Annotated in this window: 15 protein-coding genes and 1 pseudogene; 4 read left to right on the top strand and 12 right to left on the bottom strand. The window is 71.5% G+C overall.

The features are described from left to right. The first annotated feature begins 61 nt into the window (after positions 1-61). The gene (locus ACFY9I_RS00640) at positions 62-490 is read left to right on the top strand and encodes a hypothetical protein (RefSeq protein WP_390994646.1); all 429 of its coding nucleotides are present in this window, start codon (positions 62-64) and stop codon (positions 488-490) included. A 174-nt stretch (positions 491-664) separates the two neighbouring features. On the opposite strand, the pseudogene ACFY9I_RS00635 reads toward ACFY9I_RS00640, so the two are convergent. The 3 genes and pseudogenes from ACFY9I_RS00635 to ACFY9I_RS00625 form a co-directional block, all read right to left on the bottom strand. Next, positions 665-1274, bottom strand: a pseudogene (locus tag ACFY9I_RS00635) (transposase family protein); the annotation flags it as partial. A gap of 1387 nt (positions 1275-2661) precedes the next feature. After that, complete coding sequence (locus ACFY9I_RS00630; protein WP_390994643.1) at positions 2662-3621, bottom strand: hypothetical protein; 960 nt, start codon at positions 3619-3621, stop codon at positions 2662-2664. After that, the gene (locus ACFY9I_RS00625) at positions 3618-4190 is read right to left on the bottom strand and encodes a phosphatase PAP2 family protein (protein WP_390994641.1); all 573 of its coding nucleotides are present in this window, start codon (positions 4188-4190) and stop codon (positions 3618-3620) included. Before ACFY9I_RS00625 ends, ACFY9I_RS00630 begins: the two co-directional genes overlap by 4 nt. A 208-nt stretch (positions 4191-4398) precedes the next feature. On the opposite strand from ACFY9I_RS00625, the gene ACFY9I_RS00620 reads away from it, so the two are divergent. Further along, complete coding sequence (locus ACFY9I_RS00620; RefSeq protein WP_390994639.1) at positions 4399-5013, top strand: TetR/AcrR family transcriptional regulator C-terminal ligand-binding domain-containing protein; 615 nt, start codon at positions 4399-4401, stop codon at positions 5011-5013. A 186-nt stretch (positions 5014-5199) separates the two neighbouring features. On the opposite strand, the gene ACFY9I_RS00615 is transcribed toward ACFY9I_RS00620, so the two are convergent. After that, complete coding sequence (locus tag ACFY9I_RS00615) at positions 5200-6240, bottom strand: DUF2510 domain-containing protein (protein WP_390994636.1); 1041 nt, start codon at positions 6238-6240, stop codon at positions 5200-5202. Positions 6241-7049: 809 nt separating this feature from the next. Here ACFY9I_RS00615 and ACFY9I_RS00610 point away from each other — a divergent pair. Continuing rightward, positions 7050-9722, top strand: a complete 2673-nt coding sequence (locus ACFY9I_RS00610; RefSeq protein ID WP_390994633.1) for an AAA family ATPase — start codon at positions 7050-7052, stop codon at positions 9720-9722. Positions 9723-9742: 20 nt separating this feature from the next. On the opposite strand, the gene pcaD is transcribed toward ACFY9I_RS00610, so the two are convergent. The 7 genes from pcaD to ACFY9I_RS00575 form a co-directional block, all read right to left on the bottom strand. After that, positions 9743-10918, bottom strand: a complete 1176-nt coding sequence (gene pcaD, locus ACFY9I_RS00605; RefSeq protein ID WP_390994630.1) for a 3-oxoadipate enol-lactonase — start codon at positions 10916-10918, stop codon at positions 9743-9745. Continuing rightward, the gene (pcaB, locus tag ACFY9I_RS00600) at positions 10915-12270 is read right to left on the bottom strand and encodes a 3-carboxy-cis,cis-muconate cycloisomerase (RefSeq protein WP_390994627.1); all 1356 of its coding nucleotides are present in this window, start codon (positions 12268-12270) and stop codon (positions 10915-10917) included. Before pcaB ends, pcaD begins: the two co-directional genes overlap by 4 nt. Then, positions 12267-12872 carry a protocatechuate 3,4-dioxygenase subunit alpha gene (gene pcaG, locus ACFY9I_RS00595; RefSeq protein WP_390994625.1) on the bottom strand — a complete coding sequence of 202 codons (606 nt, stop codon included), beginning with the start codon at positions 12870-12872 and terminating at the stop codon, positions 12267-12269. The genes pcaB and pcaG overlap by 4 nt, the downstream gene beginning before the upstream one ends. Positions 12873-12878: 6 nt before the next feature. Next, complete coding sequence (gene pcaH / locus ACFY9I_RS00590; protein ID WP_390994622.1) at positions 12879-13652, bottom strand: protocatechuate 3,4-dioxygenase subunit beta; 774 nt, start codon at positions 13650-13652, stop codon at positions 12879-12881. A 117-nt stretch (positions 13653-13769) separates the two neighbouring features. Next, positions 13770-14996 (bottom strand): acetyl-CoA C-acyltransferase, encoded by a 1227-nt coding sequence (locus ACFY9I_RS00585; protein WP_390994620.1) that lies wholly within the window; start codon positions 14994-14996, stop codon positions 13770-13772. Continuing rightward, complete coding sequence (locus ACFY9I_RS00580) at positions 14993-15640, bottom strand: 3-oxoacid CoA-transferase subunit B (RefSeq protein ID WP_390994617.1); 648 nt, start codon at positions 15638-15640, stop codon at positions 14993-14995. Before ACFY9I_RS00580 ends, ACFY9I_RS00585 begins: the two co-directional genes overlap by 4 nt. Next, entirely contained in the window at positions 15640-16422 is a 783-nt protein-coding gene (locus tag ACFY9I_RS00575; protein ID WP_390994615.1) for a 3-oxoacid CoA-transferase subunit A, read from the bottom strand. The genes ACFY9I_RS00580 and ACFY9I_RS00575 overlap by 1 nt, the downstream gene beginning before the upstream one ends. Before the next feature lie 232 nt (positions 16423-16654). On the opposite strand from ACFY9I_RS00575, the gene ACFY9I_RS00570 reads away from it, so the two are divergent. Beyond that, positions 16655-17116 (top strand): MarR family transcriptional regulator, encoded by a 462-nt coding sequence (locus tag ACFY9I_RS00570; RefSeq protein WP_390994612.1) that lies wholly within the window; start codon positions 16655-16657, stop codon positions 17114-17116. 181 nt (positions 17117-17297) lie between these two features. Here the strand turns inward: ACFY9I_RS00570 and ACFY9I_RS00565 are convergent, their stop codons facing one another. Beyond that, entirely contained in the window at positions 17298-18275 is a 978-nt protein-coding gene (locus ACFY9I_RS00565; protein WP_390994609.1) for a DUF3048 domain-containing protein, read from the bottom strand. Between the last annotated feature and the right edge of the window lie 87 nt (positions 18276-18362).

The raw sequence follows: 18362 nt of genomic DNA, 5'->3' as shown, positions 1-18362 counted from the left end.
GTTCCTGACGGCCGCGGTGGCCGCGCAAGGCGGCTTCTGTCAGACGGAAGCGTCTCTGCGAATGGGCTGCTCAGGGCCTTGCTGTGTCTTCTACCGCACGACCTTCGGCTTCCACCTGCGCGCGGTCGGGGAGATGCCGGACGCCGCCGCGTCGGCCGGCATCCCGGTACGACGCGTCCAGTCCGCCGGACTCGCCCTCAGCGGCGCGCTCGCCGGACTCGCCGGTCGTGAGCGCCTCGCCGAGCAGGGCATGGATCCCGAGAGCAGCGGCTGGGGGCGGCTTGAGAACGTGCTCTGGTGCATTGCGCACCACGGGCCTGTCACCCCGGAGTACCGCCGTCGGCACAAGGAGGCTGTCGCGCTGGGCGGCTTCCGGCTGCTCAACTCGCACCTGTTCTTCACCAAGGCCGACATGGTGCCGTTCCTGTCTGGACAACGAGGTCCGCGCGGTCTGTCTCCGCGGGCCAGGCCGCTCTCATGTCAGTCGTGACGCGGGGGAATGGATGGCCCGCCACAGGATCGACCAAGAACACATGCGGCACTCCGGGGAGAACGTCACTGTCCTGCCGGCCCTCAGCCTGCCCTCACCCTGACCGGACGTCTTACCCGCCGGTTCGCCCCTGTTCACCGGCGCGACCAAGGTGAGTTCGCCTCCCCTGGGCTATTTGACCGGGTGGCGGAAGCCGTCGGCGGCGTTCTCGTGGCCGAGGTCGGTCAGAGTGGGGATGCCCAGGGTGACGGCGAGCCGGTTCAGGACGTCGACCAGGCCGTGGGCGCGGGCGCAGGTGGTGTCGTGCTCGCGGCCCGGGCGGACCGGGGAGACCCAGATGGGCCAGCCGTCCGGGGCGGCGACGACCTGCACGTTCCCTCCGTGGTGCTCGTGCTTGCCCGACCACCACAGGTCCGCGCCGTTGGGGCCGGCGGCGGCCACCCGGTCGGTGCGGATGACCGTGCCGTCCAGATTGAGGTGGGTGTACCCGGCTGTCGCCGCCCGCTCCAGGGCGGTGGACAAGTCGGGCGCATGGTCGGCGAGTACCGTCAGCCCTTCGTGCAGGTAGCGGTAGCCGGTCGGCACCGAGATGCCGTTGTCCCGGGCGAGCTGGGCCAGCCGGGTGCCGTCGACGAACCAGCGCAGCACGAGCACCGCCTGCCTGAAGACGCCCAGCGCGCGAGTGCCCCCTGCGGGTCCCGAGCAGCGCACGATGCCCGCGCAGCAGCTTCGCGAGATGCTCGGCGGTCGCCCTGCGGACATCCAGGACAGCGGTGTAGGTGATCTGGAGGGCACGTGGAGCCTCTGGTTGTACGGAACGTGATCTTGGCAGACTCGTTCCTATCAAGGGCACCACGCATATCTGACGCCAGGTCACCATCCCGCGCACGCTGGGCGATCACGCACCGCAACCATCGCGTTGCTGAGAAGACCTCAATGCCTGATCGTCGCTCCGAGCGGCGGCATTTGGCCGGCGGAACTTGCTCAACCCCGGTGGCAGTACGCAACCGTCGATCAGATGCTGCTCTCCGCGGCACTGACCGACCTGCACGCCGGTGAGGTTTCCCGGCCTTCCCCGTGATCGTGGAACACTCAATGGCTATGCCACGAGGGCGCGTGTAGAGCCAGCGACTCACTGAGGGCTACCGCGCGGCCCGTCATCGGCCCGGTCGGCGCGCTGGGGACGACCAGTCCCGTGCCCTTCCTGCCGACGAGGCCAGGGCTACGGCACCCTGCTGATAGACATCGAAACCGGCCGCCGGGCTACCGGCGATCGAGGGCGAGCGGGGTGGCGAACACCGGCCGCGCCCCGTGCCGTTCTGCTGGACAACGGGTGACGTACGGCCCCATGAGCCGCGTGTAGGCAGTGCTGGCCAGGTACCACTGGCCGCCGCCAGCGCCAGGGCGTGGTACGGATCCTGGGGTCGACATCGACGAGGGATGGATCGAGGCCACACAAGACGTCCATGGCGAATCGTTCTCCGAGGTGCTCCGCCGATCGGCAGGCGCGCTGAGGCATCCGATCCGGCGACGGACGGCACCGCCCCGTACCCACCAGAGCGATGGGTACGGGCATCGGACCGTCCAGGCCCCACCAATAACCTCGGGGCGTAAGGATTCCCGCCCCCGCATTCCCGAACCACGGACACGATCCGTGCGCGCCGGACGCGGAGCGAACGCGGAGACCAGAACGCCCAACACCGTTCGGGCGCCCGGCTGAGCATGAGTCCTGGCGACAGGACTCACTCCCGCTGAGCCTTGAGGAATGGTTCACCTCGGCCTTGACTGTCGGGTACGCAAGGGAGGCGGCCCCGCCCGGGGCACCGAGCCGACGGTAGAGTCGGTGAGCCGGACGGTGCTCGTCGAGACGCTGGAGCGCGGTCTCGCCATTGCCGAACGTCAGTGGTCCGCCCGGCTCGCCGCCATTCTCAAAGCCCGTACTGGCACATGCCCGTACTGGCACATGCCCGTACTGGCACATGCCCGTACTGGCACATGCCCGTACTGGCACATGCCCGCACTGGCACATGCCCGCACTGACACATGCCCGTACTGACACATGCGACGGCGGGGAGGTGACCGGCGTGCGTTCTCCGTAGGCGTGCATCTCCGCTGGGCGGCACGGGTGGGCGCGGCGGCGCCCTGTCAGCGCCGGTAAGCGCATCCCGGTCTCAGAGAGGGGTGAGGTGGCCCGGCGCCGGTGTCGGTGCCCCCGGTCGCTGTGGGAGGAGTGAGGGTTCCGCCGGGGCGTGGCGGGGTTCCAGGGCCAGTACCGCCGCCACCGGGTGGTCGTCGTCCACCGGCGCCGGCGCCGTGTGCGTCACCCGGGTCAGCAGGACCACGCCTCGCGCGGCCACCACCGCCCCCGTCAGGGCGAGCAGCACTCCCGCGGCGCCACCGCGCAGGCCCTCGCCGAGGAGGGAGAGGCCGATCACGGCGGCCGCCAGGGGGTTGGCGAGGGTGACGACCGCGAGGGGGGCGCCGAGTCCACCCCGATACGCGGTCTGGGAGAGCAGGAGGCCGCCCACGGCGAACGCCGCGACCAGGAGGGCCACCCCGATCACCTGGACGCCGAGCAGGGCGCCCGAGCGGTCCGTCGCGGCGACCGTCACCGTCTGAGTGAGGGCGGAGGCGACCCCCGAGGCCATACCGGACGCGGCGGCGTGACGCAGCCCGGGCCTGGTGCCGGGACGCGACAGGAGACCGATCAGGGCAGCCGTGGCACCGGCCACGGCGAGGGCCTCCGCGACGCTCAGCACGTCGTCCGGGGCGGGCCCCGACGCCGCGATCAGGATCGCCCCGAGCCCGGCCAGGGTGAGCGCGGTGCCCCGCCACTCCGTCGCGGTGACCCGCCGCCCGGCCATCCGAGCCCCGAGCGGCACCGCGGCCACGAGCGTGAGCGCGCCGAGGGGCTGCACGACGGTGAGGGGGCCGTACTTGAGGGCCACCACGTGCAGCAGCGCGGCACCGGCGTTCAGCGCGACCGAACTCCACCAGGCACCACTGGCAAACATGCGCCGCACACCCGTGTCGGCGCTGCGGGAGGCGAGCCGTTCCTGGGCCACGGCTGCGGCCGCGTAAGCGACGGCGGAGACCAGGGACAGGGCGACGGCGACCGCGGTGGCGTTCATCGGCCCGCTCCGACCAGGACGGGCTCCTCGGCCGGTACGAGGACCTCGGCGCGCCGCCCGGCCGTCGTGGCCGTCCGGTGCGGGTGCTGGACCACGGCCGGGGCGACGGCCAGCAGGACGCCCGCCACGACCGAGTCCAGCCAGTAGTGGTTCGCGGTGCCGACGATCACCAGCAGGGGCACCAGCGGGTGCAGCAGCCAGAGCCACCGACACCGGGGGACACGGCGCGCCCGGACGTAGTGTGCCGGGCGCCGCAGACAGAGCCAGATCAGGAAGGCCGCGGTGGCCGGGAAATGGACGGGCGCGTAGGAGACGTTCGCGAGGTGGACCAGGGTGTCGCCGTGCAGCAGCGCCGACTGTACGGATCCCTCGCCCGGCAGATGCAGGGCCCGCTCCCAGTCCCACACCCGGTGGGCGTTGCCCAAGGCCTCGGTGGTGTGGCCGTCGGCCAGCCTCCGGCCGAACTTGTAGACGAGGAAGAGCCCTGCGACGAGCAGGAACTCACCGACGACGGGCGGCCGCTCCATGGCGGCGCCCCGCTCTCGCGCAGGCTCGGTGCGGCATTCCATCCCCCGGCCCTTTCACTGACGGCGCTGGTGGCGCTGGTGGCGCTCGTTCCGTTGGCGGTACAAGCGATCGATACGCGGCAGTACCGATACGCCGCTGTACCGAAACGAATTTGTATCGATACGCCACTGTACCGAAACGATGGCGTTCCGGTACAGTGGCGTATCGACGGGCTTTTCGGCATGGGGACGACCGAAGGAGACAGGAGCCATGACGTCGCAGGCAGCGGACAGGCCGGAGACGGCCGTCGCCTCGCGCCGCTCCAAACTCACGCCCGAGCGTGAGCAGGAGTTCTTCGACGCCGTGCTCGAACGGATCCGTGAGTGCGGCTACGACTCGGTGACCATGGAGGGCGTCGCAGCGAGCACACGCTGCAGCAAGTCGACGCTCTACCGGCAGTGGAAGACGAAGCCGCAGTTCGTGGCGGCAGCGCTGCGCGCGCGCCGCAACGTCCGCTTCGGGGGAATCGACACCGGCACCCTCGCCGGTGACCTGCGGGAAGTGGCCCGGCACGCCGGGGAGGGCTACTTTCTGGAGGGTCGGCTCTTCCAGGCGCTCGGCCATGCCGTCGTCCAGGACGAGGAGCTGAATGCGGCCCTGCGGGACGCGCTGGTCGAGCCTGAGATAGAGGCCCTCAGGACGATGATCGGCCGAGCGGTGGCCCGCGGCGAGGTACCCGCGGACCACCCGGCGCTGGAGTTCATTCCGGCCCAGATCTTCGGCGTCCTGCGGGCCCGCCCGGTCCTGGAGGGGCAGGACGCGGACGAGGCGTACATCACCAAGTTCATGGAGGCGGCCGTGCTCCCGACGCTCGGCCTCGCGTGAGACTCAGGCCGGCGTCCGTTGACCGACCGGACGACGACCTGATCGCGCCGCACCGTGGGGACGGGGGCGGCGCGTACCCCGGCCGGGTGGGGTTCCTCTGGAGCGGAGGGGAACCCCACCCGGCCGACTCGTGCGGGGTGGGGCATTCGGTCCTCTCCGGGCGGGGGCGTACCGGGGCGGGAAGGATCACACGTCCTGGCCGCTGCCCCCGCCGCTGATCGCCGCCTCCTTGATGCCCTGGGTGATGGTGTCGATGATCGACTGCTTGGGTGCCTCGTCGCTGACGTCGATGCCGAAGCGGACCACGACGAGCTTCGACGAGTCGGCCGGGGACGGGAAGGCCAGCGACTCGACATAGCCGTCGTCACCCTTGCCCGTGATCACCTTCCAGCGGACGTAGTAGCCCTTCTCACCGGCCACCGTCACCGCCTTGGAGGCCAGCTCCTCGTGCGAGGTGATCTTCCCGTAGCCCTCGCTGCCGTAGGCGTCCTCGGCGTTCGCGGAGATGTCCTCCTTGGCCGCCGCCTCCGCCGTGGTGGCCTTCAGCTTCAGCAGCTCGGCGGGCATCGAGTAGGCGCCGCCCCGGGTGCAGGTCTTCGAGGGGTCGGCCGGGCACTCGTACGACGCCTCGGTCGTCACCTGGGCGCCCTGCGGGAGGGGCGAGGTGACCCAGCCGTCGGGCACCGGGATGCTGATGCCGCTGGCCGCGTCGGTGGCGTACCCCTTCTCCTGGGGCGGCAGCGACTGGTCGGGGGGCGGACTCTGTCCGCCGGAACCGCCCGACCCGCCCGGTCCGCCCTGGCCCCCGGAGTTGTCGCCCGGCCCGCCCTGCCCGCCGTCACCACCGCCGCGGCCGTTCTGCCCGCCGGTGCCCTGTGACGTCGTACTGCCGTCACTGCCACCGTCGTTGCTGGTCAGCGCGTACACACCTACTCCGATGCTGGCCAGGACCGCCGCCGCCACGGCGACGGCTATCCCGGTGCGCAGGCCGCGCTTCGGAGCCGCGACCGGGTACGCCGGGTATGCCGGGTACCCGGGATGGGCCCCGGCCCCCGGCGGGTACGGCCCGGCCCCCGGCGGATAGGCCGGTGGGCCGAATCCGGCGGCCGAACCGACGGGCCGGATCTGGTCCGTCCACGCCTTGCCGTCCCACCAGCGCTCGGTGGCGGGCGCGTCACTTGTCTGCCCGGGATCGGGATACCAGCCGGGAGGAGTCACCTGCGTCATGGGGCCACCGTATGAGGCCGGAGTGAAAAGCGGATGAGAGGGCCCGCGATTCACCCCGTCCACTGCCCGATTCGGCCACCGGCCGCCCGATTTCCTCGCGGCCGCCCCGCCGGTTTCCCCGCCCCGTCGGATTCCCGTCCCGCCACCGAGTCCCGCCCCTCACGCGATTCCCGGCCCACCGACCGGGCTCCGTCCACCGACCGGGATACGTCCACCGCCGAAGCTCCGTCGGCGGACACCAATCCGTCCGCCGACACGGACTCCGTCCGCCGACACGGACTCCGTCCGCCGACACGGACTCCGTCCGCCGTCCGATTCGCTGCCACCGACGATTTCCCGTCCACCGACCGATCCCCCGTCCGCCCCGCTGCCCCGCTGCCCTGCTGACCGACCGGGTGGCCGCCCCCGTCGCCCCTGCCCCCCGTTTGATCACTGCCCGCGGCCGGACGCCCGGCCCACCGCTCGGATCGGACCACGACAGTCGCCCGTGGCTCCACCGGATGGTGCGCCGCACTCGGCGCAGGCCGTGGCGACCCGGTGTCACCGCCCCCAGGACACCCCCCACGTCGTCGCCCGCGGCGGTACACCTCCCGGCTCCGCGCCATGCCTCAGTGAAGGGGGCCCACGACACACGCAGTTGACCGGTCATCACGTTCTACGCCCGAGGTGAGCGGCCGAATGCGTCGCCTCCGAGCCCTGCGGTGTCACCCGACACGGCAAGAGGTGCCCTGACCGGCCTCCACTTCGGCTGCCGGAGGGCTACGCTCGATGACCAGTACGTCTTTTGGGCGACCTGGGGAGGTAGCGGGATGACGGAGGCACGGCCCGGTGCGGCCGCCTCGGCTTCCCTGTGGGAGCGCGAAGCGGAGATCGACGCCATCACCCAGGCGATCGACGAACTCCGGGTCGACAAGGCGTCCCCGGGCAGCGTCCTGGTGATCAGCGGTGAGGCGGGCATCGGCAAGACCGCGCTCCTCGCCGAGGCCCGCCGGATCGCCGAGGAGCGCGGCTGCACCGCCTGGTACGCACGCGGCGGCGAGACCGTCACCTCCGTCCCCTTCAACGTCGTACGGCAGTTGCTGCAGCCCGCGCTGCTGGGCCTGATGGAAGAGGAGAGGCGCGAGTACCTGGGCGACTGGTACGACATCGCCGGACCCGCTCTCGGACTCACCGAGCCGGGCGAGGGCCAGACCGATCCGCAGGCCGTGTGCGACGGGCTGGTCGCCGCGGCGAACCGGCTGGCGAGGCGGACCTGGCCGCTCGTGCTGCTCATCGACGACGCCCACTGGGCGGACCAGGAGACCCTGCACTGGCTCTCCGCCGTCGCCGACCGCCTGACGGAGATGTGCGTCCTCGTCGTCGTGGCCCGCCGTCCCGGGGAGGCGACCGGGGAGCGGGCTCGCCACCTCACCCGGATCGCAGCCAAGGCCCGCCCGGTCACCACGCTCAACGCGCTCACGCCCGACGCCACCGCCGGGCTCACCCGCGCCACGGTCGGCCGGCACGCCGACGACCCGTTCTGCCGCGAGGTGTGGGCGGTGACCGGCGGCAACGCGTACAACACCGTCGAACTCCTCGCCAAGGTGAAGGACAGCGGACTGCCACCGGTCGAGGACTCGGCCGGCGAACTGCGCGCCCTGAACCGCTCCGCCCGGGGCCACGGCCTGGTCGCCCGCCTGGAGGAACTCGGCGTCGAAGCCACCCGCTTCGCCTGGGCGGCGGCCATCCTGCACACCGGCATCACGGTGGACATCGTGGCCCGCCTTGCCAGTCTGCCCCGGGAAAGGGCGGTGCTCTGCGCCGAGTTGCTGACCTCGGCCCGCATCCTCACCGAGCCCGATCCCTCCAACCGGCGGGCGGACGACGGGGATTTGGAGTTCGTTCACCCGCTGATCGCCACCGCTGTCTACGACTCGATCCCGTCCGGCATCCGCACCGCGTTCCACGGCGTAGCCGCGACCGCCGTCACCGAGTCGGGGCGTGGTGCGGCCGCGGCCTCCCGCCACCTCATCGAAGTACATCCGGACGGCGAGGCCGATCTGGTCGAGCAGTTGCGGGCCGCCGCGGCGGAGCACCTCGCCGTGGGCGCCCCGGACGCCGCCCGCCGCTGTCTGGAGCGAGCCCTGAAGGAGCCGCCGCTGCCGGACATCCGGGTCCGCGTGCTCTACGAGCTGGGCTGCGCCACCCTCCTCACCTCACCTGGCACCACCGTCGACTATCTCCGCGCGGCCCTCGCCGAACCGGGCCTCGACAGCACCGAACGAGTGGACGCCGTCTTCCGCCTCTCCCAGGCGCTGCTCCACAACGACCAGTTGGGCGAGGCGATCCGTACGGTCGATGCCGAGATCGCCAGGCTGGAGCCCGGATCCGCCAGGATGCGGCTCCAGGCCGCGCGCTATATGTGGGAGGGCGTGCACGCGGGCGAGGAGCTCCCGGCGACGCACTCCCAGGAGCTCGCCGCACTCGCGGCGACCTGTACGGGAAGGGACAACTCCGAACGCGCACTGCTCATCCTGCGTGGCTTCGACGCGATGACACGAGGTGAGAACGCCGAGGAGGTCATCGCGTTCTGCGACCGCGCCCTTGTCAACGGCCGCCTCGCCCCCGGTCTCGGCTGGACCGACACCGAGTGGGGCATCGAGCTCCTGCTGATGCTGGCCACCGCGTACGCCTACGCGGACCGGCTCGACCGGGCGGAGAGCCTGTACACCGACGCTCTGCGCACCTACGAGTCCGCCGGGTGGAGCGGCGGTCACCTCGCCCTGGCCCACGCCTATGTCGGGCTCGGACACCGATTGAGGGGCCGCCTCAAGGACGCCGAGAGTTCCCTGCGCACGTCGCTGGTACTCGCCGAGGAAGTCGGTCGCGGACTGCCCCTGTACTGGAGCACGACCTGCAACCTGGTCGACACGCTGCTCGTCCGCGGACACGTCGAGGAGGCATGGAAGGTCGCCGAGCAGTACAACTTCGCGCCGCCGTACCCCTCCACCATCGTGCTGCCCGAACCCCGCTCCGTCCGGGGACGCCTGCTCCTGGCCGTGGGCCGCACCGCGGAAGGCATCAACGAACTGGAGGCCGCCGAGAAGGCGACCGCGGCCCGAGGTCACCACAACACGGTCACCGCCACCTGGGGTGCCGCCCTCGCCAGGTCCCTGGCCACCGAGGATCCGCGCCGCGCCGCAGAACTCGCCGCGAGCATCCGCCGCCGTGCCGAGCGCTTCGGCACGGACACCGCCATAGGTGAAGCCATTCGTCTTGAGGCGGCCCTCGCCACCGGCCGCAAGGCCGCCTCCCTCTACGCCCAGGCGGTCACCTACCTGGCCGCCTCTCCCTCCGGGTACGAGCATGCGGCCGCCCGCGTCGAGTACGGCATCACCATCCGCTCCGTCTCCGAACTCGAGCGGGGCCTGACCCTGGCCGAGTCCTGCGGCGCCGACGGGTTGGCCGGGCAGGCGCGAGAGGCGCTCGACCGCATCGGCTGAGCGGAGCGGTACGGGCGGCCTCAGGCCTCGCCCGTCTCCTCCGCCGCCGTCTCCTCCGCCTTCGTCTCCGCCTCCTCCTCCGTCTCCTCCTCCGCCAGGACCCGTTGAGCCGTCGCGAAGGCCGAGTTGGCCGCGGGGACACCGCAGTAGACGGCGGTCTGCAGGAGTACGGCGGCGATGTGTTCCGGGGCGAGGCCGTTGCGGCGGGCCGCCCGGATGTGCATGGCCAGTTCGTCGTAGTGGCCGTGGGCGACCAGGGCGGTCAGGGTGATCATGCTGCGTTCGCGCCGGGAGAGCGTGGGGTCGGTCCAGATCTCGCCCCAGGCGTAGCGGGAGATGAAGTCCTGGAAGCGGGCCGTGAAGGGGGTCTGCCGGGACTGGGCGCGGTCCACATGGGTGTCACCGAGGACCTGGCGGCGCACCTCCATACCGCGCTCGGCGAAGCCGTCGAAGTGCCCGCGCAGCGCCGCCAGTACGGCCTCCGGGCGCTCGGCGGGGGCGAGGTGGGAGGCCCCCGAGATCTCCGTGAGCGATGCCCCCGGCACCGCGTCCGCGATCTCCCGCAGATGTGCCGGCGGCGTCGCCGGGTCCTGGCGGCCGGCGACGAGGAGCGTGGGCGCGGAGATCCGCGGCAGCTCCTCCCGGATGTCGAACGCGGCGAGCGCGTCGCAGCAGGCGGCGTACGCTTCCGGGTCGGCGTTGCGGTGGTCCTCGACCAGCTCCGGGACCGTGAAGCCGGGGGTGAACCAGCGGGAGTCGGCCGTCTCGGCGAGCCCGCCCAGCCCCTCCCCGCGCACCAGCTCGGCACGCTCCTGCCAAGGCTTGGCCCCGTTGAAGTGGGCGGAGGAGCAGATCACGGCGAGGGATGAGATCCGCTCGGGGTGGTGCGCGGCCAGGTGCAGACCGACCGCGCCGCCGAGGGACACACCGGCGTACCCGAACCGCTCTACGCCCAGCGAGTCCGCCAGGGCCAGCACGAGTCCGGCCAGGTCGGCGACCGTCGCCCCCGGCGCGATCAGGTCGGCGGCCGAGTCGCCGTGTCCCGGCAGGTCCCAGCGGATCACCCGGTGCGTGATCGACAGCTCTGGTGCCACCCTGTCCCACAGCTTGGCGGAGGTGCCGAGGGAGGGGCCGAGCAGCAACGGGGGAGCGGAGGCAGGGCCCTCCGCACGGTGGTAGAGCAGCTTCTCGGTCAAGGTCGCTCCAGGGCACGGTCGGTGAGAACTCCGGCGCAGCCGGTGTAGCGGGCGGGGTCGGTGAGGTCCACGAGGTCGAGATCCTGCAACTCAGGCTCCTCTGCCAGCAGTTCACCCAGCGGTCGGCCCTCGGAGTGGACACGCCGGGCCGCGCGTGTGAGCAGTTCCCCGGCGCGGGCGCGGCCGAGTACGGGGGCCAGCTCGGCGGCCAGCCGCTCGGAGACGATCAGCCCCTGGGTGAGGTCCAGGTGACGGCGCATCATGTCGACGTTCACCCGGAGTCCCCGGGTGAGCTCCACCGCGTCCCGGGCGGCGCCACCGACCAGTCGGAGCAGATCGCGCAACGGCTCCCACTCGGCGTGCCATGCCCCAGCCGGCCGTTCGTCCTCGGCGGTCGGCGCACCGTACAGCGTCGCCGCCAGTTGGGGCGCCCGCCGAGCCGCCGCCGCGATCAGCGTCGACCGTACGGGGTTGGCCTTGTGCGGCATCGCCGACGAACCACCGCCGCTGCCCTCGGAGACCTCCGCGATCTCCGTACGGGTCAGAGTGAGCACATCCACCGCGATCTTCCCCAGGGCACCCGCGGCGAAGGCCAGCCCTCCGGCGAGGTCCGCGATCGGGGTGCGCAGGGTGTGCCAGGGCAACTCGGGCTCATGGAGGCCGAGTTCGCGGGCGTAGGCGGCGACGAGGGCGAGCGGGTCGACGGGGGCGTGGGCCTCGGTCGGTCGGAAGACCGTGAAGGCCGCCAACGTCCCCGCCGCACCCCCGAGTTGGGCGGGCAGAGTGGCCCGTACGACCGTGAGTCGGTCCCTGGTGTCCAGGACCAGGGAGCGCCAGCCCGCCGCCTTCAGCCCGAAGGTGGTCGGCACAGCGTGCTGGGTGAGGGTGCGGCCCGGCATCACGGTGTCCCGGTGCGCGGCGGCCAGCCCGGCCAGCGTGGACTCCGTACGGCAGAGGTCGGCCAGCACGAGGTCGAGCGTGCGCGCGGCGACCAGCATCGTCGCCGTGTCCATGATGTCCTGGCTGGTCGCGCCCCGATGGACGTACGGCCCGTACTCCGTGCCCACCGCCTTGGTCAGGTCAGCGACCAGCGGGATCACGGGGTTCCCGCCGGCGCGGGCCCGCTCCGCGAGCGACCCGACGTCAAGGGCACCGGCGGCGGCGTCCGCCGCCGAGGTCACGGCCCTCCCTGCCGCGGCGGGGACCAGTCCGAGCGAGGCCTGGGCGCGGGTCAGCGCGGCCTCGGCGTCGAGGAGCGCCCGGAGGTAGGCGGTGTCGCTCGTCGCGACCGCGGCCGGGGAACCGGTCCACCCGGGGGCGAGCAGACCGGCGTCGGCGTCGGCGGAAGTCACTGGAACTCCAGGAAGACCGTCTCGCCCTCGCCCTGGAGGCGGATGTCGAAACGGTAGGTACCGTTGCCCTGGTCCTCGGCGATCAGCGTGCTCCGGCGCGCCTCGTCCACGCGTGAGAGCAGCGGGTCCGCGGCCAGCGCCGCCTCGTCGCCCGGCAGATAGATGCGGGTGAACAGATGGACGAGCAGGCCGCGCGCGAAGACGCACACGCTGATGTACGGCGCGTTGCGGCCCCGCGCGCCCGGCCGCAGCGTGCGCGCCGTCCAGTGCCCGCTCATGTCCGTCTCGCAGCGCCCCCAGCCGGTGAACTCCACACCGTTGCGGCCCATGAAGCCACCGCTCGCCGTGTCGCGCCGCATCGAGCCGTCGACCCGGGGCAGGTTGCCGTCCGGGTCGGGGCCCCACAGCTCGACGAAGGCGTCCGGCAGGGGGTTGCCTTCGCCGTCGAAGATGTGTCCGTGCAGGGCGATGGTGCCGGGGTGGCCGACCGGGGCGATGTCGCCGCCACCGGGGAACGGCAGGGCGTGGCCGAAGAAAGGGCCCACGGTGTGCGACGGGGTCGGGAGGACCGTCTCCGGACGGCTTGTGTCGATCTTGGTCATGGCAGGTCAGCGCCCTTCTTCGATCCAGGTGGCCCGGGGCCCGTCGAGCACGATGTCCCAGTGGTAGCCCATCGAGAACTCCGGTACGGACAGGCTGTGGTCGTACGTGGCGACGAGCCGCTGCCGGGCCGCGTCGTCCGTGACCGACTGGATGATCGGGTCGTAGGGGAACAGCGGGTCGTTCGGGAAGTACATCTGCGTCACGAGCCGCTGCGTGAACGCCGAGCCGAAGAGCGAGAAGTGGATGTGGGCCGGCCGCCAGGCGTTGAGGTGCTGACGCCACGGGTAAGGGCCCGGCTGGATGGTCGTGAAGTGGTAGTGCCCGTTGTCGTCGGTCAGCGTGCGGCCGACGCCCGTGAAGTTCGGGTCGAGCGGCGCGTCGTGCTGCTCGCGCTGGTGGGCGTAGCGGCCGGCCGAGTTGGACTGCCAGATCTCTACCAGTTGACCGCGCAGCGGGCGCCCGTCGCGGTCCAGGAGCCGGCCGGAGACGGTGATGCGCTCGCCGATCGGTTCGCCGGCGTGCTGCCGGGTCAGGTCGTTGTCGATCTCGGTGATGTCCCGTTCGCCGAAGGCGGGCGAGGACAGCTCCACCAGTTCCGGGTCCTTGGTGACGTCGATGGGGATCGGCGGCTGCTTCGGGTGCCGCAGCACCGATGACCGGTAGGGGGCGTAGTCGCGGCGCGGCTGGTGCTCCACCGGGGCGCCGTCGGCGACCCGCTTCTCGTAGGCGGCGTGTTCTGCCGCGATTTCCTGGTCGATGTCGTGCTGGGTGAGGGTCATGGGGAGTCCTGGGAGTTCCTGACGTTCATGTCATGAGTCGGGGTCGATGTCGTGCCCCGTCAGGGGTGCGGGGAACTGCGCGACCAGCCACATACGGCCCGCGGTCGCAAGCGGTGCTCAATGCTCCAGAACGAGGGCGAGTCCTTGCCCCACACCGATGCACAGCGTGGCGACACCGACACCCGAGCCCTTTCGCGCGAGCTGATGCGCGACGGTCCCGGCCAGCCGAGCACCCGACGCACCCAGCGGATGGCCGAGAGCGATCGCACCACCTTGCGGGTTGAGGATCGCCGGGTCGAACTCGGGCCACTCGGCGACACAGCCGAGCACCTGTGCGGCGAACGCCTCGTTCAGCTCCAGCACGTCCAGGTCGGCGAAGCTCCTGCCGGCCTTGGCGAGCGCCCGGTTGACGGCTTCGACGGGGGCGAGGCCGAAGTAGTGCGGGTCGACGGCGTGGACGCCGGTGGCCGAGACGCGGGCGAGGGGTTCACGGCCGGTGGCCTTCAGGCCTTCCTCGTCGACCAGGAGCAGGGCGGCGGCGCCGTCGTTGAGCGGTGAGGCGTTGCCGGCCGTGACCGTCCCGTCAGGGATGCGGAACGACGGCTTCAGCTTCGCCATGGCCGTGAGGGAGGCGTCGGCCCGTACGCACTCGTCGGCGCCGAAGACGACCGGGGCACCCTTGCGCTGCGGAAGGGAGACCGGCACCAGCTCGCTGTCGAACCGGCCCTCGGCCCGCGCCTCGCCGGCCTTCTGGTGGGAGGCGAGGGCGAACTCGTCCTGCTGCTCACGGGTGATCTTGTGCTTGTCGGCGATGAGCTCGGCCGACTCGCCCAGCGGGATGGTCCACTGCGGGTCCATGCCCGGGTTGACCATGCGCCAGCCCAGGGTGGTGGAGTACAGCTCGGTGTGTCCGGCGGGGTAGGGCCGGTCGCTCTTGGGCAGGACGTACGGGGCGCGGGTCATGGACTCGACCCCGCCGGCCAGGGCGATGGAGGCGTCGCCGAGCGCGATGGCGCGGGCGGCCTGGATCACGGCTTCGAGGCCGGAGGCGCACAGCCGGTTGACGGTCACGCCGGGCACGGAGGTGGGCAGACCGGCCAGCAGCGCGGCCATACGGCCGACGTTGCGGTTCTCCTCGCCGGCGCCGTTGGCGTTGCCGAAGTACACGTCCTGGATGCGGGCCGGGTCCAGGTCCGGTGTGCGGGCGAGCAGCTCACGGATGGCGTGCGCGGCCAGGTCGTCCGGGCGCACGCCCGCCAGCGCGCCGTTGTAGCGGCCGATCGGGGTGCGGACCGCGTCGACGACGTAGACGTCCTTCGGACCGTTGCTCGGACCGTTGCTCATGACGGGATCTCCTCGGGGATGCGCACCTCGGCGGCGGTCTTCGCGACGATCTCCTCGACGGTGACACCGGGCGCGGTCTCCACCAGTACCAGGCCCTCGTCCGTCACATCGAGCACGCCGAGGTCGGTGATGATCCGGTCCACGCACGCCTTGCCGGTCAGCGGCAGCGCGCACTCCTCGAGGATCTTCGCCGAGCCGTCCTTGGCGGTGTGGGTCATGACCACGATGACCGTGCGGGCACCGTGGACCAGGTCCATGGCACCGCCGATACCGGTGATCATCTTGCCGGGGACGGCCCAGTTGGCCAGGTCGCCACCGGCGGAGACCTGCATCGCGCCGAGGACCGCGACATCGATGTGACCGCCGCGGATCATGGAGAACGACAGTGCCGAGTCGAAGAAGGAGGCACCCGGCAGGACCGTCACGGTCTCCTTGCCCGCGTTGATCAGATCGGGGTCGACCTGGTCCTCCGTCGGGTACGGGCCGGTGCCCAGGATGCCGTTCTCCGACTCCAGGACCACCTCCACGCCCTCGGGGAGGTGGTTCGGGATCAGCGTCGGCAGACCGATGCCCAGATTGACGTACTGGCCGTCCTCGAGTTCGCGCGCGGCGCGGGCGGCCATCTGCTCGCGTGTCCAGGCCATCACTCGCTCACCGTTCCTCGCGGCGCGGGCACGGAAACCGTGCGCTGCTCGATCTTCTTGTCGGCCGCCTGCTCGGGCGTGAGGGCGATGACGCGCTGGACGAAGACGCCGGGCAGATGCACCGCGTCCGGCTCGATCTCGCCCGGCTCCACCAGCTCCTCCACCTCGGCGATCGTGACCTTGCCCGCCATCGCCGCGAGCGGGTTGAAGTTACGGGAGGACTTGTTGAACACCAGGTTGCCGTGCCGGTCGCCCTTGGCGGCGCGGACGAGCGCGAAGTCGGTGCGGATGCCGCGCTCCAGCACGTACTCGACGCCGTCGAACTCGCGGACCTCCTTCGGCGGCGAGGCCAGGGCGACGCCGCCGTCGCCGTCGTAGCGCCAGGGAAGGCCGCCGTCCGCGACCTGGGTACCCACGCCGGCCGGGGTGAAGAACGCCGGAATCCCCGCGCCGCCCGCGCGCAGCCGCTCGGCGAGCGTGCCCTGCGGGATCAGCTCGACCTCCAGTTCACCGGCGAGGTACTGCCGCGCGAACTCCTTGTTCGCCCCGATGTACGAACCGGTCACCCGGGCGATGCGGGCCGCCGCGAGGAGGACGGCGAGGCCGGACTCCATGGCCCCACAGTTGTTCGACACCACTCCGAGCCCCGAGACCCCGCGCTCGTACAACGCCTGGATCAGTACGTTCGGCACACCGCTCAGCCCGAACCCCCCGACGGCGAGTGTCGCGCCGTCCGGCACATCGGCCACCGCCCCCAGGGCTGTGGCGACCACCTTGTCCATCCGTGAGGCCCCATCTCGTCCGAGCACCCGGTGACCAGTTAATCAGGGCACTGAGTATTGGGTGAAGTTTCCTTCACGCTGCCACTGGTCGGCTTCCCCGTCAAGGCCCGAGAAGCCAGGCGGAACGAGTGCGTGCACGGCCATGGACATGCCGCGCGAGATGCCGGATATTATTCCGTGCACAAACGAATTGCCCATACATCGTCCGACTGAGCCGAACCGAGGAGCGAGCATGGCCGCGGTGGACCTCTCCACCCATCCCGGGCACCTGGCCCGACGGTTGCAGCAGGCCCACTACCTGATGTGGAACGTGATGGTTTCCGAGGAGATCACCTCGCCGCAGTTCGCGGTCCTCAACACGCTCGTCGCCGAGCCGGGGCTGGACCAGCGCACCGTGGGGGAGCGCGTCGGGCTCGACCGGTCCACGATGTCCGAGGTCATCACCCGGCTCGGTCGCCGGGGACTGCTCGACAAGGTCCGCGACCCCCAGGACGGGCGGCGGTTCCTGCTGCGGCTCACGGAGGACGGAGTGCGCACACATCGCAGGCTCACGGTGCGCACGGCCCGGATGAACCAGGTGTTCCTCGCGCCCCTGTCGGCGGAAGAACGGGAGGTGTTCTTCGAGCTGATAAGGCGGGTCGCGGACGCGGCGGAGGAGCTGCGCAGCCCGACCGCGTCCATGGACGCCCGGTAGCTTCGGGTTCGGTGGCTTCGTGTCCGTTGGCTACGGCCCCGGTGGGTTGCGGCTCAGGTCGCTTCCGCTCAGGTCGCTTGGGCTCAGGTCGCTTCGGCTCCGGGGGCTTCCGCCCCGGGGGGCTTCGGCGTGCCGCGGCGGATGCGGGCTCCGGCTGTGTCCGTGATGCCGGGTGCCCGCCTCATGCCCTCGCGTACACCACCCATACCTGGCCCTCCGCGAAGTTCAACGCCTTGCCGTCGGGTGCGGTGAAGGTGGTGCCGTCGGTGGGGGTCGCGCGCTCCCAGTTCGCCTCGAAGGCACGGCCGTCCCGCAGGATCTCCGCACGGCCCGAGCCCACGGTCTCCGTGTACGGGGTGTTGTTGCCCAGGAAGTCACGGAACTGGGACTCGCGGACCGTGACGTGCTGCACGACCACCGTGGCCGGGGCGACACGGGTGTCGTCGGTGGTGATCGTCGGCGCGCCGTCCATGGAGACAAGCCAGCCCCGGCGGTCGTCGGACCAGGTGAAGGTGAAGCGGGCCGCCGGGTAGCGGACGGTGCGGGAGGCTTCGGGGCTCCCGCCGTCGGGTGCGGGGCCGTAGCGGAAGCCGGTGGTGAGGGCTTCGGTGCCGGGCGGGGAGTCGAGCAGCTTCTCGGGGCGCAGGTAGAGGTTGTGCGGGGCGGGCCTGTCGTCGGCGCGGGAGTATGCGTCAATGGCGTCCTGAGGGGTCTCGGCTCGCAGGGGTGCACGGTCTATGAGGGGTAGCAGCTTGCCCTGTGCGCCGGAGAAGGCGAGGGTCGGCTCGTCGAACTGGCGGAGGAGTTCCAGATCGGATTCGCGGGCGCTGCGGACCGGGCCGACGGTCTCGGGGAACTTCGTCGCGTACACGGCCATCAGCCGGCTCAGACCGCCCTCCACCTGTTCGGCGTAGACGATGTCCGCGGCCTCGATGCCGGTCTGGGGCCGGGCGGGGCGGACGTTGTCGATCTTCACGGCGAGCACGGAGCCCGCCGGGGCACTGCTGACCTGGTCGTCCCGCCGGTCGTCGCCCCCGCGTCCGTCGTCGTCGTCCGGGCCGCTCACGGTGCAGCCCGCCAGGACGATGCCCACGGTCAGGGCGGCCAGCAGGGATCTCTTCACCCTGCGCTGCCGTGGCCCCCGCGTCCTCAGTGTCATGTTCACTCCGCCGGTCCATCAGATGGTGCCTTCGATTGTGCGCTTATCTGCCAATAGATGGCCATAGCTGTTTTTTTCTGATTGTGC

This window comes from Streptomyces sp. NPDC012510 (genome assembly GCF_042955065.1).
Taxonomy (GTDB): domain Bacteria; phylum Actinomycetota; class Actinomycetes; order Streptomycetales; family Streptomycetaceae; genus Streptomyces.
This window is presented reverse-complemented; position numbering and strand designations above follow the sequence as displayed.

Coding starts and splice junctions, on each gene's coding strand:
- pcaG (WP_390994625.1), bottom strand. CDS start 12,872: ATGACCAAGATCGACACAAGCCGTCCGGAGACGGTCCTCCCGACCCCG.
- ACFY9I_RS00580 (WP_390994617.1), bottom strand. CDS start 15,640: ATGGCCTGGACACGCGAGCAGATGGCCGCCCGCGCCGCGCGCGAACTC.
- ACFY9I_RS00570 (WP_390994612.1), top strand. CDS start 16,655: ATGGCCGCGGTGGACCTCTCCACCCATCCCGGGCACCTGGCCCGACGG.
- ACFY9I_RS00640 (WP_390994646.1), top strand. CDS start 62: ATGGGCTGCTCAGGGCCTTGCTGTGTCTTCTACCGCACGACCTTCGGC.
- ACFY9I_RS00565 (WP_390994609.1), bottom strand. CDS start 18,275: ATGACACTGAGGACGCGGGGGCCACGGCAGCGCAGGGTGAAGAGATCC.
- ACFY9I_RS00625 (WP_390994641.1), bottom strand. CDS start 4,190: ATGGAATGCCGCACCGAGCCTGCGCGAGAGCGGGGCGCCGCCATGGAG.
- ACFY9I_RS00630 (WP_390994643.1), bottom strand. CDS start 3,621: ATGAACGCCACCGCGGTCGCCGTCGCCCTGTCCCTGGTCTCCGCCGTC.
- ACFY9I_RS00620 (WP_390994639.1), top strand. CDS start 4,399: ATGACGTCGCAGGCAGCGGACAGGCCGGAGACGGCCGTCGCCTCGCGC.
- ACFY9I_RS00575 (WP_390994615.1), bottom strand. CDS start 16,422: ATGGACAAGGTGGTCGCCACAGCCCTGGGGGCGGTGGCCGATGTGCCG.
- ACFY9I_RS00585 (WP_390994620.1), bottom strand. CDS start 14,996: ATGAGCAACGGTCCGAGCAACGGTCCGAAGGACGTCTACGTCGTCGAC.
- ACFY9I_RS00610 (WP_390994633.1), top strand. CDS start 7,050: ATGACGGAGGCACGGCCCGGTGCGGCCGCCTCGGCTTCCCTGTGGGAG.
- ACFY9I_RS00615 (WP_390994636.1), bottom strand. CDS start 6,240: ATGACGCAGGTGACTCCTCCCGGCTGGTATCCCGATCCCGGGCAGACA.
- pcaH (WP_390994622.1), bottom strand. CDS start 13,652: ATGACCCTCACCCAGCACGACATCGACCAGGAAATCGCGGCAGAACAC.